The sequence below is a fragment of the Pantoea sp. BS_8 genome (assembly GCF_041954965.1).
GTDB lineage: Bacteria > Pseudomonadota > Gammaproteobacteria > Enterobacterales > Enterobacteriaceae > Pantoea > Pantoea stewartii.
Genome location: NZ_JAVAXU010000007.1, coordinates 108,961 through 122,658, shown reverse-complemented (window position 1 = coordinate 122,658; position 13,698 = coordinate 108,961). Strand labels below are relative to the sequence as shown.

General features: G+C 53.7%; 12 protein-coding genes. 5 read left to right on the top strand and 7 right to left on the bottom strand.

Annotated features, from left to right (window positions below):
• Positions 1–161 precede the first annotated feature (161 nt).
• Together glyQ and glyS are read left to right on the top strand one after the other, a co-directional pair.
• Entirely contained in the window at positions 162–1,073 is a 912-nt protein-coding gene (glyQ, locus tag RAC65_RS14525) for a glycine--tRNA ligase subunit alpha (protein WP_006121387.1), read from the top strand.
• A gap of 9 nt (positions 1,074–1,082) precedes the next feature.
• On the top strand, positions 1,083–3,152 hold the full coding sequence (glyS, locus tag RAC65_RS14520) for a glycine--tRNA ligase subunit beta (RefSeq protein ID WP_375096827.1): 2,070 nt from the start codon (positions 1,083–1,085) through the stop codon (positions 3,150–3,152).
• Between the two features lie 201 nt (positions 3,153–3,353).
• Here glyS and RAC65_RS14515 read toward each other — a convergent pair whose 3' ends face one another.
• From RAC65_RS14515 to fdhE, 3 genes are all read right to left on the bottom strand, one after another.
• The gene (locus RAC65_RS14515; RefSeq protein WP_375096826.1) at positions 3,354–4,103 is read right to left on the bottom strand and encodes a MipA/OmpV family protein; all 750 of its coding nucleotides are present in this window, start codon (positions 4,101–4,103) and stop codon (positions 3,354–3,356) included.
• Between the two features lie 391 nt (positions 4,104–4,494).
• Positions 4,495–5,106 (bottom strand): glutathione S-transferase, encoded by a 612-nt coding sequence (locus tag RAC65_RS14510; RefSeq protein ID WP_375096825.1) that lies wholly within the window; start codon positions 5,104–5,106, stop codon positions 4,495–4,497.
• A 39-nt stretch (positions 5,107–5,145) separates the two neighbouring features.
• Positions 5,146–6,069: a formate dehydrogenase accessory protein FdhE gene (fdhE, locus tag RAC65_RS14505; RefSeq protein ID WP_039339184.1), complete on the bottom strand. Its 924-nt coding sequence runs from the start codon at positions 6,067–6,069 to the stop codon at positions 5,146–5,148.
• 474 nt (positions 6,070–6,543) lie between these two features.
• On the opposite strand from fdhE, the gene fdhD reads away from it, so the two are divergent.
• From fdhD to RAC65_RS14490, 3 genes are all read left to right on the top strand, one after another.
• Positions 6,544–7,317 carry a formate dehydrogenase accessory sulfurtransferase FdhD gene (gene fdhD, locus RAC65_RS14500; protein WP_226374606.1) on the top strand — a complete coding sequence of 258 codons (774 nt, stop codon included), beginning with the start codon at positions 6,544–6,546 and terminating at the stop codon, positions 7,315–7,317.
• Positions 7,318–7,539: 222 nt separating this feature from the next.
• Positions 7,540–8,157 (top strand): superoxide dismutase [Mn], encoded by a 618-nt coding sequence (gene sodA / locus RAC65_RS14495; protein ID WP_006121393.1) that lies wholly within the window; start codon positions 7,540–7,542, stop codon positions 8,155–8,157.
• A 287-nt stretch (positions 8,158–8,444) separates the two neighbouring features.
• Positions 8,445–9,407 carry a VirK/YbjX family protein gene (locus RAC65_RS14490; RefSeq protein WP_375096824.1) on the top strand — a complete coding sequence of 321 codons (963 nt, stop codon included), beginning with the start codon at positions 8,445–8,447 and terminating at the stop codon, positions 9,405–9,407.
• Positions 9,408–9,416: 9 nt separating this feature from the next.
• Here the strand turns inward: RAC65_RS14490 and RAC65_RS14485 are convergent, their stop codons facing one another.
• The 4 genes from RAC65_RS14485 to RAC65_RS14470 form a co-directional block, all read right to left on the bottom strand.
• Positions 9,417–9,779, bottom strand: coding sequence for a YibL family ribosome-associated protein (locus RAC65_RS14485; RefSeq protein WP_006121395.1), 363 nt, complete (start codon positions 9,777–9,779; stop codon positions 9,417–9,419).
• A gap of 102 nt (positions 9,780–9,881) precedes the next feature.
• The gene (locus RAC65_RS14480) at positions 9,882–10,484 is read right to left on the bottom strand and encodes an MltR family transcriptional regulator (RefSeq protein ID WP_172677666.1); all 603 of its coding nucleotides are present in this window, start codon (positions 10,482–10,484) and stop codon (positions 9,882–9,884) included.
• A 7-nt stretch (positions 10,485–10,491) separates the two neighbouring features.
• Complete coding sequence (mtlD, locus tag RAC65_RS14475) at positions 10,492–11,640, bottom strand: mannitol-1-phosphate 5-dehydrogenase (protein ID WP_033737311.1); 1,149 nt, start codon at positions 11,638–11,640, stop codon at positions 10,492–10,494.
• A 94-nt stretch (positions 11,641–11,734) separates the two neighbouring features.
• The gene (locus tag RAC65_RS14470; RefSeq protein ID WP_205957101.1) at positions 11,735–13,669 is read right to left on the bottom strand and encodes a PTS mannitol transporter subunit IICBA; all 1,935 of its coding nucleotides are present in this window, start codon (positions 13,667–13,669) and stop codon (positions 11,735–11,737) included.
• Between the last annotated feature and the right edge of the window lie 29 nt (positions 13,670–13,698).

Sequence of the window (13,698 nt, the reverse complement as noted above, 5' to 3'; positions counted from 1 at the left end):
TATCGGTTAATCAGGCGATGACAGGCCGCCAGCAGGCTAAATCTGACACCAAAAATCCACTCTCGCGGCTGCGCCGCCGGATTTCCGGCTGCATATCACGCGGTCAAAGGGTATACTGTCGCACTCTTTTTTTATCTAGCCGAACCGTGTGCGAACTCATCATGCAAAAGTTTGATACCAAGACCTTTCAGGGCCTGATCCTGACATTGCAGGATTACTGGGCGCGCCAGGGCTGCACCATTGTTCAACCACTGGACATGGAAGTGGGCGCTGGTACTTCACACCCAATGACCTGCCTGCGCGCACTTGGCCCGGAGCCGATTGCTGCGGCCTATGTGCAGCCATCCCGTCGTCCTACCGACGGTCGCTATGGCGAAAACCCGAACCGCTTGCAGCACTACTATCAGTTCCAGGTGATCATCAAGCCGTCGCCGGACAATATTCAGGAGCTGTACCTCGGGTCGCTGAAAGCGCTGGGTATGGATCCTACCGTACACGACATTCGCTTTGTTGAAGATAACTGGGAAAACCCGACGCTGGGTGCATGGGGACTGGGCTGGGAAGTCTGGCTTAACGGTATGGAAGTGACGCAGTTTACCTATTTCCAGCAGGTCGGTGGCCTGGAGTGTAAACCGGTTACCGGCGAGATCACCTATGGTCTGGAACGTCTGGCCATGTATATCCAGGGCGTGGACAGCGTTTACGATCTGGTCTGGAGCGACGGTCCGTTAGGCAAAACCACCTACGGTGATGTGTTCCATCAGAATGAAGTGGAGCAGTCGACGTATAACTTCGAATATGCCGACGTCGATTTTCTTTTCACCTGTTTCGAACAGTATGAGAAGGAAGCGCAGAAGTTGCTGGCGCTGGAAAAACCGCTGCCTTTGCCCGCTTACGAGCGCATTCTGAAAGCCGCACACAGCTTTAACCTGCTGGACGCGCGCAAGGCGATCTCGGTGACCGAACGTCAGCGTTATATTCTGCGTATTCGCACCCTGACCAAAGCCGTGGCTGAAGCCTATTACGCTTCTCGTGAAGCGCTGGGCTTCCCGATGTGCAATAACAAAAAGTAAGAGGCAGCCATGACTGAGAAAACCTTCCTGGTGGAGATCGGCACCGAAGAGCTGCCACCGAAAGCATTACGTAGCCTGGCAGAAGCCTTTGCTGCCCAGGTGACGGCCGAGCTGGATGCCGCGAATCTGAACCATGGCGAAGTGAGCTGGTTTGCTGCACCGCGTCGCCTGGCGCTGAAAGTCGCCCATTTGAGCGCCTCCCAGCCCGATCGTGAAGTAGAAAAGCGTGGACCTGCCGTTGCCGCCGCCTTTGATGCAGCGGGCAATGCCACCAAAGCGGCAGAAGGCTGGGCACGGGGTAACGGTATCACGGTCGATCAGGCTGAACGTCTGAGCACCGATAAAGGCGAATGGCTGGTCTATCGCGCTCAGGTGAAAGGCGAAGCGGCGCAGGCATTGCTGCCGGGCATGATTGCCACGGCGCTGAGCAAACTGCCGGTACCGAAACTGATGCGCTGGGGCGACAGCGACGTGCAGTTTGTGCGTCCGGTGCACACCGTTACGATGCTGCTGGGCGATGAACTGATCCCCGGCACGATTCTTGGCATCAAGTCCGATCGCGTTATCCGTGGTCACCGCTTCATGGGCGAAAGTGAAATCACGCTTGAGAACGCCGATCAGTATCCGGATGTGCTGGAAAAGCGCGGTCAGGTGATTGCCGACTATCAGGTCCGCAAAGCCATGATCAAAGCCGATGCGGAAGCCGCAGCACGGCGTTTAGGTGGCGTAGCCGACCTGAGTGACAGCCTGCTGGAAGAGGTAACATCGCTGGTGGAATGGCCGGTGGTATTGACCGCCACCTTCGAGGAAAAATTCCTTAAGGTGCCGGCTGAAGCGCTGGTTTACACCATGAAAGGCGATCAGAAGTATTTCCCGGTTTATGACGCGGAAGGCAAACTGCTGCCAAACTTTATTTTCGTCACCAACATTGAGTCGAGCGAGCCGCAGCAGATTATTTCTGGTAATGAGAAGGTGGTGCGCCCGCGTCTGGCGGATGCTGAATTCTTCTTTAATACCGATCGTAAAAAACGTCTTGAAGATCATCTGCCGCGTCTTGAAACCGTATTGTTCCAGAAGGAACTCGGTTCGCTGCGTGATAAAACGGATCGTATTCAGGCGCTGGCGGGCTGGATTGCGGCACAAACGGGCGCAGATGTGAATCACGCCACACGCGCAGGCCTGCTGTCAAAATGCGATCTGATGACTAACATGGTGTTTGAGTTTACCGACACCCAGGGCGTTATGGGCATGCACTATGCGCGTCATGACGGTGAAGCCGAAGATGTCGCTGTGGCGCTGAACGAGCAATATCAGCCGCGTTTCGCAGGTGATGATTTGCCGTCCAGCCCGGTAGCCTGTGCGCTGGCCATTGCTGATAAGATGGATACGCTGGCCGGTATTTTCGGCATCGGTCAACATCCTAAAGGCGATAAAGATCCCTTTGCTCTGCGTCGTGCCGCGCTGGGCGTTTTGCGCATCATCGTGGAAAAAAATCTGCCGCTTGATCTGCAAACGCTCACCGAAGAGGCCGTACGTCTGTATGGCAGCAAGCTGAGCAATGCGAACGTGGTTGATGACGTCATCGACTTTATGCTGGGCCGTTTCCGTACCTGGTATCAGGAAGAAGGCCACAGCATCGATACCTTGCAGGCGGTGCTGGCACGTCGTCCAACCCGTCCGGCGGACTTTGATGCACGTATGAAGGCGGTTTCGCATTTCCGTACGCTTGATGAATCGGCCGCGCTGGCGGCGGCCAACAAGCGTGTCTCGAATATTCTGGCAAAATCAACAGAACCGCTGAATGACAGCGTTCAGGCATCACTGTTGAAAGAAAATGAAGAGATCCAACTGGCCACGTTTGTGACCGCCCTGAGCAGCAAACTGCAGCCTTACTTTGCAGAAGGACGTTATCAGGATGCGTTAATTGAACTGGCGCAGCTGCGTGAAGCGGTAGACAACTTCTTCGATAAAGTGATGGTGAATGCAGAAGACCCGGCGGTGCGAATTAACCGACTGACGCTGCTGTCGAAACTGCGTGAGCTGTTCCTGCAGGTGGCCGATATCTCGCTGCTGCAGTAATCGGTTCTGATACAGATAAAAGGGACGAGATATCGTCCCTTTTTTTATGCCGCCACCCGACCTGCTGGTGGCACTTTATCTTTTTGCGGACGCAATAAAAGAACTGACAACACCTGTGGTTGCGAAGGCATCCTGGCAGCGCAGGAAGCCGGACGGCAACGAACCCTGTAAATGGACTGCGGCACTGCGCGGCGTGCAGCTTCAGAATGTCCAGGTCACGCCTGAAGACAGCGTCCAGAAATACTTTTGATCCGTCATCGGGCTGTCGCGGAGGGCCCCTGTAAGGAAGGTGACTTTGGGTTGCAGGTAGACATGGAAGGATTTTACAGGGTGCCAGTCAAACGCCACGGCAAGCCATGGCGTTACGCCCTGATGGTTCCAGGTCGGTAAACCACTGCGGGCAGATTCCTCTTCGCTTACCCCGTAGTAATAGCTTGCCTGCTGTTTACTGAGCCAGTCCACACCGGCCTGAGGATAAACGTCCAGTTGCATCAGAGAGACCTGGCCTGCCCAGGCAACCGTACCCAGCCATCCCCGGCTTTCGTTCAGCGTATCGCCAGACAATTCGGTTCGAAACGCACCAAGGGGCGTGATCTTCTGGTAGCTCATGCCGCCCATCATGGTGCTGTGGCGGATGCGTAACTGGCGGAGTGCCGAATCAGAAGTTTGGTCCGGATCAAATTCGTTATCCAGATACCACCAGCGCGCTTTCAGTTGTGTGGTGTCATCTTTGATAAAATAGGCACCCACTTCTGTGCCATCAATATAGACATGATCATTGTCATAGCCCACATAGGGCAGGCCAGAAAACTGAGTTTTATACGCGCGATAGGGCGTAAAGTTCGCTTCCCCCTGCGCACCCAGGGTCAGCCCCTCAGCCCAGGCATGCGTAATATTACCGAGCAGGAGGCAACACAATGCCGTTCTGAAACGTAATGGGATGGTCGTCATTTTGTCCGGTTATCGTCTGGCTGAGGCAGTGATCTGTCAGGCCTCACAGCCCGAAACGGGGCGTGAGCATACATAAATATTTGTGCCGCCTTTTCATCCTGAGCGCGCGGGTTGTCTCAGAACAGGGCTGCCCGAAAGGTATATCGGAGCCGCTGCAGCAATGCAAGAGATGGCTACGCTTATTCTCACGGAGTTCATCCCCTGTTTATACTGGTCACAACGGACAGGTTCAGGCTACTGCGCGAATGCGCCATTCCGTGGTGATGGGTAAGGGGAATAACGGAGACGTCGACAGCCCTTTACGTGGGAAAGCAAGGGTTGCAGACTGAAATGCGCTAAGGAAACAGGCTGTCAGCACCGCTACCGGCATCAGCGCTGACAGCCTCGCCGATCAGGATGCCGGCGGCGTGGTTCGGGCAAAACTTTCCCGTTGAAAGAGTGTTTCGGCCAGCCTGACCAGTGCGGGCCGCTGAACGCACCAGTTAGGGACAACGCGACGGAAATTCAGGTAGCCAATCATGCACCCTGTGGCAATGTCGGCCAGATTCAGTTCGCCATTATCGATCCACTTTCCTTCACTCACTTCTTTTTCCAGGCTGTCCAGCCCGCGCTGAATCTTGTCGCGATGGCGTAACAGCACTTCTTCTGACTGGGCGTTACCTGACCGCATTTGCTCACGTACGATCACCAGTGCCGCATCGCTGATGCCATCGGCCAGCTTTTCAAGCTGACGAACCTTTAAAGACGACAGCGGATCAGCGGGCAATAAAGCCGGTGCCTGACCACGCAGTTCGAGGTACTCCGCAATGATGCTGGAATCGAACCAGACCTGCTGATCCTCCGCGACCAGCGCGGGCACTTTCCCCAGCGGGTTATATTGCGGAACATGGCTGTCTTCGCTGTAGGGCGACGCATTAACAAATTCGAACATCATGCCTTTTTCCAGCATGATGACAGAAATCTTGCGGACAAAGGGGCTGGTATAGCTGCCAATCAGTTTCATTGCGTTACTCCCGTTTAGCGAGGTTTCATCAGCAAAAAACTATTCACCGGGAAACATAAAAGGATTCAGGCCACTGCGTACAAAACCTTCCTGCTCCATACGTGCATCCAGCACTAAAGAGGCGAGATCGTCGGCGACCGGTTCAATGGCCGGATTTTTTTCCTGATAAAGCATTTTCATGTAGCTGCCACAGTCGCCGCAGCTTTCTGCTTTGACGGCCGCGTGCTCGCTGTCCAGTGACCAGTAATGCAGATCGCGGTTTTGGTCGCAATGAGAGCAGGTGTTCTGCACGACGTGCCATTCACTTTCGCACAGGTTGCAGTGCAGGTAGCGCGCACTTTCATGCGAACCCATATGTACGATGCTGGCGACCGGCAGGCTGTGACATACCGGGCAGTGCTGGCGTTGTGCGCCCATCTCCGCCTGAGCCGTACCGGGAATCAATGCCGCCATTTGTGCCCAGTAGATCGACAGCGCAGCCCAGATAAAAGGGGCTTTATCACTGCTCACCTGCGCGTACTCACCCGCAAACAGGGCACTGGCCAGCGTTTCCAGCTCGGTCGCTGACGCTTTCTCCAGGTTCTCTAACACCGCCAGCGCCTGACCGCTCATTTCGGGCTTTAGCTCCGCAACTAACGAGTGCAGCAGGCGATGCCAGTGTGGATCGCGCGAAAGAGTATGAATATCCAGCGGCGCTTTATCTTCCTGAGCGCTCCTGAGCAGATGTGCGTGAAGGTTCATCTGCAGAGGATGATCGTACAGAACGATTTCCTGCGCCTGGGCGATGACGGCGGCAAAGCGTAAATAGTCACCCAAAGGATTTTTTGCCGCCAGATCACGCAAACGCGCCGCCCGACGGCTGTATAAATTTTTAAGCCGGGGGAAGAGTAACGGCGGGATCATTTCCGCTGGGTTTTTTTCGCTCTTCTCCAACGGGTCTTTCGGGATAATGCGGATGCGCATAAAAGGCATTTTCCTGTTTGTTGGCTGATTACGCTACTCACGACACCAGCAAAAATGAGGTTGTCTGTATCGGCTACGAGTAGCCGTTATGGGCCGGATCTCTCGCCATTTTCCCTCGTGAGCGGTTCTCAGCGAGCAAAGCAGGCGGAAAACCGCGTCAGGAAACCGCAGTGCAAAACAGCTCCCAACAGGCTGAGCATAGCAGTCCAGCCCTTTATCTTCAGTATGAAATACATTTTTCGCCGGCGACAACAGGCATAACGCATTGTGAATAACGGCAAATCGGTGGGCCTTTCACGCTTTATGCTGTCTGCCACCCACAGACTTGTTGCAGCACGGCGCAGGGTACAGAATAGAAGCTATTCAGCATGGCGCAACAGGGTTACCTTTACGCCATCCGCAACAGCTCAGGGTCAGAACAACGTGAAGAACAACGAAGTGAAAGAGGAAACCGGTGCGAGTGAGCGAGCAGGCTTGCGTGAAATCCATGTCTGGCAACGTGACGACCTGCACCATGCTCAGGCCGACTGGTTAGCCGAAGAAGTGCCCGTGGCGTTGGTGTATAACGGTATTTCTCACGTTGTGATGATGACAACGCCCAAGGACCTGGAGGCGTTTGCTGTCGGTTTTTCACTCTCAGAAGGCATCATCGATTCTCCGGCCGATATTTTCGGAATGGATGTGGTGACCGGTTGTCACGGCATTGAGGTGCAGATTGAATTATCCAGCCGACGTTTTATGGCGCTGAAAGCCCAACGGCGAGCGCTGGCCGGCCGGACGGGTTGCGGCGTATGTGGCGTGGAGCAACTGGAGCAGATCGGAAAGCCGCTGACGCCGTTGCCGTTTACGCAGACTTTTCCCCTGGCGCAGCTGGACAGCGCGCTGGCGCAGCTCAAGGACGTCCAGCCCGTCGGGCAAAAAACAGGCTGCACGCACGCGGCCGCCTGGATACATCCTGAGGGTGGACTGATTCATGGCTGTGAGGATGTCGGCCGCCATGTGGCACTGGACAAACTGCTGGGCTATCGCAGTCAGGCCGAATGGGGCAATGGTGCCGTACTGGTCTCCAGCCGGGCCAGCTATGAAATGGTGCAGAAATCGGCAATGTGCGGCGTTGAAATTCTGTTTGCCGTGTCTGCCGCAACCCAGTTAGCGGTGGAGGTGGCCGAACGCTGTCATCTTACCCTGGTAGGATTCAGTAAACCGGGCCGTGCCACCATCTATAGTCATCCGCAGCGGCTGAGATAACGTCTGCGTGTTCGGGGCGCTTTGCAGGTAATCCTCTTTACGCACCCAGGCTTTCCGCCACCGAAAAATCTGGCTGCTTTGCATGCTTTTTCAAAACCTTATGTTTAATAGGGCATTGATTACGCTTTTACCGATCATGAATTTAACTATAATGATACGACTGCTTACGCGGCACGTGCCGACATTGTCGTGCTGCTCAAACACTAAATGGAGAGGAAGAACATGAGTTATTCACTGCCATCCCTGCCTTACGCTTACGACGCACTGGAACCGCATTTTGACAAGCAGACGATGGAAATCCATCACACCAAACACCACCAGACTTATGTCAACAACGCCAATGCGGCGCTGGAAGGGACTGAATTTGCCGATCTGCCTGTCGATGAACTGATCACCAAACTGGATCAGCTGCCAGCAGATAAAAAAGGCCCGCTGCGCAATAACGCGGGTGGTCACGCTAACCACAGCCTGTTCTGGAAAGGCCTGAAAACCGGCACCACGCTGCAGGGCGAGCTGAAAGCCGCGATTGAAAAAGATTTCGGCAGCGTAGAAAAATTCCAGGAAGAGTTTGAAAAAGCGGCAGCGACCCGTTTCGGCTCCGGTTGGGCCTGGCTGGTTAAGAAAGGTGACAAACTGGCCGTGGTTTCAACCGCTAACCAGGACAACCCTCTGATGGGCGAAGCGATCGCTGGCGTATCGGGTTACCCTATCATCGGTCTGGATGTGTGGGAACACGCCTACTACCTGAAGTATCAAAACAAACGTCCGGATTACATCAAAGCTTTCTGGAACGTGGTTAACTGGGACGAGGCGGCAGCGCGCTTCGCATCCGCTAAGTAAGCGCTAAGCGCCACACGTACTTTCAACCGGCAGAATGGCTCTGCCGGTTTTTTTACGCCCGCAGGATGCTGTTCTTCCACCCTGCAACTTCTCAATGGTGCCTGCTCTGGCATTTTATTACCTTCAAACTACCTGCACACATGCAGTCGGGCTTAAGGGCCTAAACGAAAATTAAACGAAGCGTCAGTTTACCCCGCTAAATTTTTAACAATTTGAGTCATTAACCTGCCGTTGATGCCGGTCGTTTTATCATCAGTGTCATTATCAGACCAATAAGAATGTCGGCTATGTCTATTTATACTACACACGATGTGATGGCGGATTCATACGCCAGTTTATTTTTTCAATTACTTAGCGGAAAGTACGTCCCCAACAAAATCTGGCGGAGCCGGCGATTCCGGCTTAAATTTGCTTTAAGAACCCTTATTGCACCTGTTACGACTTTGCGTTATTTACAGCAACTTTCTGCGTTACCAAAAATCACCCAGTTAATGCACGTACAGGGGCTGTTACCCGCGAAGCTTCATCGCCCCTATCTGCGTGCGGGAATGAGCGTCGCGCAACGGGCGCAGGCGATTCTTGATCACTATAATCTGATGAACAACCTGGCGAATTTATCGCTTCGCCAGATTTTGCAAAGTGGTGAAGAGACTGTTCTGGCCAGACTTGTGGGTAAAAACGACGAAGACTTTGTTATTGCCTGCCGTTCTGGCTTTTACGATCGTGAGGGTGAAGTCACCTTAGTGCTGCGTTATCAGGGCGAGGGAATTGCCTCTCTGTCATTCACGATTTTGAATGAAGATAATGAACGCACCTTAGTGATTGGAGGATTACAGGGACCGCGAAAAACCATTAGTAATGAGGTGATTCGCGACGCAACGAAAGCGGCACATGGTTTATTTCCTAAGCGCTTGCTTATGGAGGTGGTCTTTATTTTGTCGCAGCAGTGTGATGTCAAAAAAATAGCCGCAGTAGGCGATGAAACGCATGTTTTTCGTAGTCTGCGTTATCGCCACAGTAAAAGCGATAAATTCTGTGCCAGCTACAGTGAATTCTGGCTGACGCTGAATGGTCAGGCCCGCGCTGACGGCATGTTTGCACTGCCGCTGATGTTGCCACGAAAAACGCTTGAGGAAATTGCCAGCAAGAAGCGGGCCGAATACCGCCGTCGTTATACGCTGCTGGATACGCTGGCAGAGCAGGTGAACACGGCTACTGGCCAGCATGCGGTGGATCAGGCGGCTGCCTGATCGCACACATCAAAAGGCGCTTTTGGCAAAGCCTGTCATGACCTGCAGGTTCATTTCTCGTCCCAGCGCGGTCATAGGGTGCACGACAACCAGGCCGCGTACACTTTTCTTTAAGGCACCCAGATTGGCCTGTTCTTTTTTGGTAATTTCGCGGCTGAACGGCAGTTTCTGCAGTTTTTGAGCTTCCTGGCTCAATTTGGCGTCGCGCTGATTGCGCAGACGTTCAATTTCCGTCACCAGCGTTTCTTTCTCTTTTAAAAGCGCGCCCAGCTTTTCAGCATCACCCGCTTCCAGTAGCTGAGGCTCTTTACGGTTCAGCGCGTCCAGTTGATCGCTGAGGCGTTTAATTTCGTTCTTTTCTTGCTCTTTCATGACAACAACTCGTTGAGGAAAACAGGCTAAGGATACACCAAATTCACGACAGATTCTCGGGAGAAGGGTGAAAGAGGGAGCGGTTCAGGCTCCCCGCAGGATTTAGCTGGATGCCTTCTTAAACGCCTGTTTCAGGCTGATACGGGAAATGAGTTCTGTCAGAGAAAGGACCATCGTGGAGCGCACCATTTGCAGGTAGCGTTGCTGCTGCATCGCCTGTAAGGCGGGATCGTCTGCCTGTAAGGTGGGAACCGGCGGCCAGGCTGAGACGCAATGCAATTCACCGAAAGGACCCAGAATTTCATCATCGGTAAAACGATAATCGCCCGCGTCGTGATTCAGCTCTTCGCGCAGGGCCAGCAGCAGTTCACAATCTTCATATTCATGACGACTAATCACCCCAAGGCCATAAATCAGCTTAAGCCTGACCGACAGCTCGCCGAGCGGGCCGTCGCCCAGCAACAGGGGCTCCACGGCGTATTTCACGGCGTAGTCATCTTTACGGAATACTTGTAACACCAGCACATTAACGGCTTCGGCCAGCAGTTCAACTGCGGCGAACAGAAAGCTCCGCACCGATCGCCCCGCGTTCAGACGTTCAAGCACACGATTTTCAAAAGCCTGCTTTTCTTCCATTATGGCCTGCGTCAATGTCGTACTGCTGTCGGAGGCGACGTCATCGCCCCCGATCTGGATTGCTAACATGGCGTTATTATGCCATGGCGTGCCAGGCGCTAACGGCTTCTTTTACAATCTCACTGTCAGCCTCCAGGCCAGATACCTGAGCCAGGGTTGCCTGTGGCCCTTTTTCCGCCAGCAGTGCAGCCAGCTCTTGCGCCTGCGGATCCTGGTCGCTGTGGTAGTGCATGGCGGCCGCAATCCCTTTCACCAAATTGGCATGCGGCAATCCGTATTCCAGTGTGCCCAGCGTTGGTTTAATCAGGCGATCGCCCGCACTTAACTTACGAAGTGGCTGCCGACCCACGCGTTCAACATCATCTTTTAAGTAAGGATTTTCAAAGCGGCCCAGGATTTTCTGGATATAGGCAGCATGTTTATCGGCGTCGAACCCATAACGTTTGATGAGCACCGCGCCACTCTCTTCCATGGCACCCTGAACGACGGCGCGAATACCCTCATCAAGAATGGCATCGCGGATGGTCTGGTGGCCAGCCCGTTGTCCCAGGTAGGCCGTAATCGCGTGGCCGGTGTTGAGTGTAAAAAGCTTACGCTCAACAAAGGCCATCAGGTTGTCAGTCAGTTCCATGCCCGGAATGGTGGGCAGATCGCCCTTAAACTGGGTCTTATCTACAATCCATTCGCTGAAGGTTTCCACGGTGACTTCCAGCGGATCCTCACTGCCAGCTTCAGAAGGCGGTACAATACGATCAACCGCAGAATCGACAAAGCCAACATGCGCCTCAAGCCAGGCGTGATACTGGGACGGTAGTGCCTGGAGCACATGCTGTTTGAGCTGACTGGTACCGCGAACCATATTTTCACAGGCGATAATATTTAGCGGCTGAACATTGCCGTTATCACTGCGTTTGGCCAGACCTTTGGCGACGCTGGTGGCGATGCGTTCCAGGATTTGCGGGCCAACCGCAGTGGTAACGAGATCAACTTCAGCGATCAGAGGGATAATATCGTCGCTGGTACTGTTAACGGCACTGACGCCTGTAACGATATCGACGTTGGCCTGTTCACCGACGACATGCACAGGATATTCATGACGTGCATTCAGGGCATCCAGTACCGTCTGATTCACATCTGCAAAAACCAGCTCAATACCTGCGTCTGCCAGCAGTTTACCAATAAAACCGCGACCAATATTACCCGCTCCAAAATGTAACGCTTTCATAATTTTGACCCATATCAAATGACAACGGGGCGGGCATGTCCGCCCCAACAAAGTGGGACGGGCATAACCGCCCCAGGGAAAATGTCGGACCGAATCAGGCTAACGCTGGCTTGCCTGATAACAGATCCAGCACATCTTGAACGCTGTTGGTATGAGCCAGTTTTTCAATGACCTGCTCATCGTCAAGTGCGTTGGTCAGGCTGGTGATCACCTGAATATGCTCGTTATTGCGGGCGGCGATACCAATGACCAGGCGCGCCACCTCATCGGGTTCATCACCAAACTGCACGCCAGCAGGGTACTGGCAGAAAACCACACCGGTTTTCAGCACACGGTCTTTAGCCTCAACCGTGCCGTGCGGGACCGCGATCGATTCGCCAAGGTATGTCGGCGTCAGCTTTTCCCGCTCCAGCATCGCATCAACGTACTCGGGCTGAACATAACCCCCTTTCACCAACTGCTCACCCGCAAAGCGGATGGCCTGCTCTTTATTACTGGCATTCAGTCCCAGGAACACATTGCTCGCCCCCAGTTTAAACAGGTTGGCACTGCCGTCATCATAGCTGTCACCCAATGTTTTCTGTACGACTTCCCGGTTCGCTTCACTCCGGTTTGCCGCCGCCAGGCGCTGGGTCAGCGTGCTGTACAGAGCACTGTCCAGAAAGTTATTCAGTGAAATGTGTTGGGCATGAGGAGCCTGACGAATGGCGCGTTCGGTCAAATCGCGATGCGTAATGACTAAGTCAACATCACCCGGCAGCGCGTTAATGGCGCTGTTGGTTACCGACACATGCGTTAAGCCTGCATCCTGAACTTTCTTACGCAGTACGCCTGCCCCCATAGCGCTTGACCCCATGCCGGCATCACAAGCCACGATGATTTTACGCACATGATTCAGGTCAACGCTCATCGCATCGCTGGCAATCGCGGCACCTGACACCGCCTGCCCTTTTGACTCAGCTTTCATGTCATGCATGCGCTGCGTAGCCGCTTCGATATCATCGTCTTCTTTCACTTTGCTGGTTTTGAGCAAAATAGCAGAGACCACGAAGGAAACAGCAAAAGCAGCGAAGACGGCGGCAATATTCGCAAAATAAGCGCCTTTTGGCGTCATGGCTAATACTGCCAGAATAGAACCCGGTGAGGCAGGAGAAACCAGGCCGCCATGCAGAACCGTCAGAGTAAACACGCCGGTCATACCGCCGAGGATCACGGCCAGCAGCAGCCGTGGTGCCATCAGGACATAAGGGAAGTAGATTTCGTGAATACCGCCCAGGAAGTGGATGATAGCCGCACCGCCGGCAGACTGCTTCGCACTACCACGACCAAAGAACATATAGGCCATCAGTACGCCCATACCCGGGCCTGGGTTGGCTTCAATCAGGAAGAAGATTGACTTACCGGCTTCGCTTGCCTGTTGAATCCCCAACGGTGAGAAGATGCCGTGGTTAATAGCATTATTAAGAAACAGGATTTTCGCCGGTTCGACAAAGACAGACGTCAATGGCAGCAGGTTATTTTGCACCATCAAATTGACGCCAGCGGACAGGATATGTGACAAACCTTCAACAAGGGGACCAATCGCCAGGAAGGCCAGCAACGCCAACAACATGCCGATGATCCCGGCAGAGAAGTTGTTAACCAGCATTTCGAAGCCGCTTTTGATTTTGCCGTCAACCATGCGGTCAAATGACTTAATTGCCCAGCCACCAAGCGGGCCTGCGATCATCGAGCCGAGGAACATCGGCATATCAGCACCGACAATCACGCCCATTGTCGTGATGGCACCCACCACACCGCCGCGATCGCCTCCCACCAGACGTCCACCTGTAAAGCCAATTAGCAATGGCAGCAGGTAAGTGATCATCGGGGCGACAAGTTTCGCCAGTGTTGCGTTTGGAATCCAGCCCGTTGGAATAAACAGCGCGGTGATAATACCCCAGGCGATAAACGCGCCGATGTTAGGCATCACCATATTACTCAAAAAGCGACCAAAGCTTTGAACTTTGACCTTTACTGATGAGGACATAAGCCCACCCCTTGTTGAGACGCGCTGCA

What these genes read in the sequence shown, in the direction of transcription:
- glyQ (WP_006121387.1), top strand. Translation starts at nt 162, where the DNA reads ATGCAAAAGTTTGATACCAAGACCTTTCAGGGCCTGATCCTGACATTG.
- glyS (WP_375096827.1), top strand. Translation starts at nt 1,083, where the DNA reads ATGACTGAGAAAACCTTCCTGGTGGAGATCGGCACCGAAGAGCTGCCA.
- RAC65_RS14515 (WP_375096826.1), bottom strand. Translation starts at nt 4,103, where the DNA reads ATGACGACCATCCCATTACGTTTCAGAACGGCATTGTGTTGCCTCCTG.
- RAC65_RS14510 (WP_375096825.1), bottom strand. Translation starts at nt 5,106, where the DNA reads ATGAAACTGATTGGCAGCTATACCAGCCCCTTTGTCCGCAAGATTTCT.
- fdhE (WP_039339184.1), bottom strand. Translation starts at nt 6,069, where the DNA reads ATGCGCATCCGCATTATCCCGAAAGACCCGTTGGAGAAGAGCGAAAAA.
- sodA (WP_006121393.1), top strand. Translation starts at nt 7,540, where the DNA reads ATGAGTTATTCACTGCCATCCCTGCCTTACGCTTACGACGCACTGGAA.
- RAC65_RS14490 (WP_375096824.1), top strand. Translation starts at nt 8,445, where the DNA reads ATGTCTATTTATACTACACACGATGTGATGGCGGATTCATACGCCAGT.
- RAC65_RS14485 (WP_006121395.1), bottom strand. Translation starts at nt 9,779, where the DNA reads ATGAAAGAGCAAGAAAAGAACGAAATTAAACGCCTCAGCGATCAACTG.
- RAC65_RS14480 (WP_172677666.1), bottom strand. Translation starts at nt 10,484, where the DNA reads ATGTTAGCAATCCAGATCGGGGGCGATGACGTCGCCTCCGACAGCAGT.
- mtlD (WP_033737311.1), bottom strand. Translation starts at nt 11,640, where the DNA reads ATGAAAGCGTTACATTTTGGAGCGGGTAATATTGGTCGCGGTTTTATT.
- RAC65_RS14470 (WP_205957101.1), bottom strand. Translation starts at nt 13,669, where the DNA reads ATGTCCTCATCAGTAAAGGTCAAAGTTCAAAGCTTTGGTCGCTTTTTG.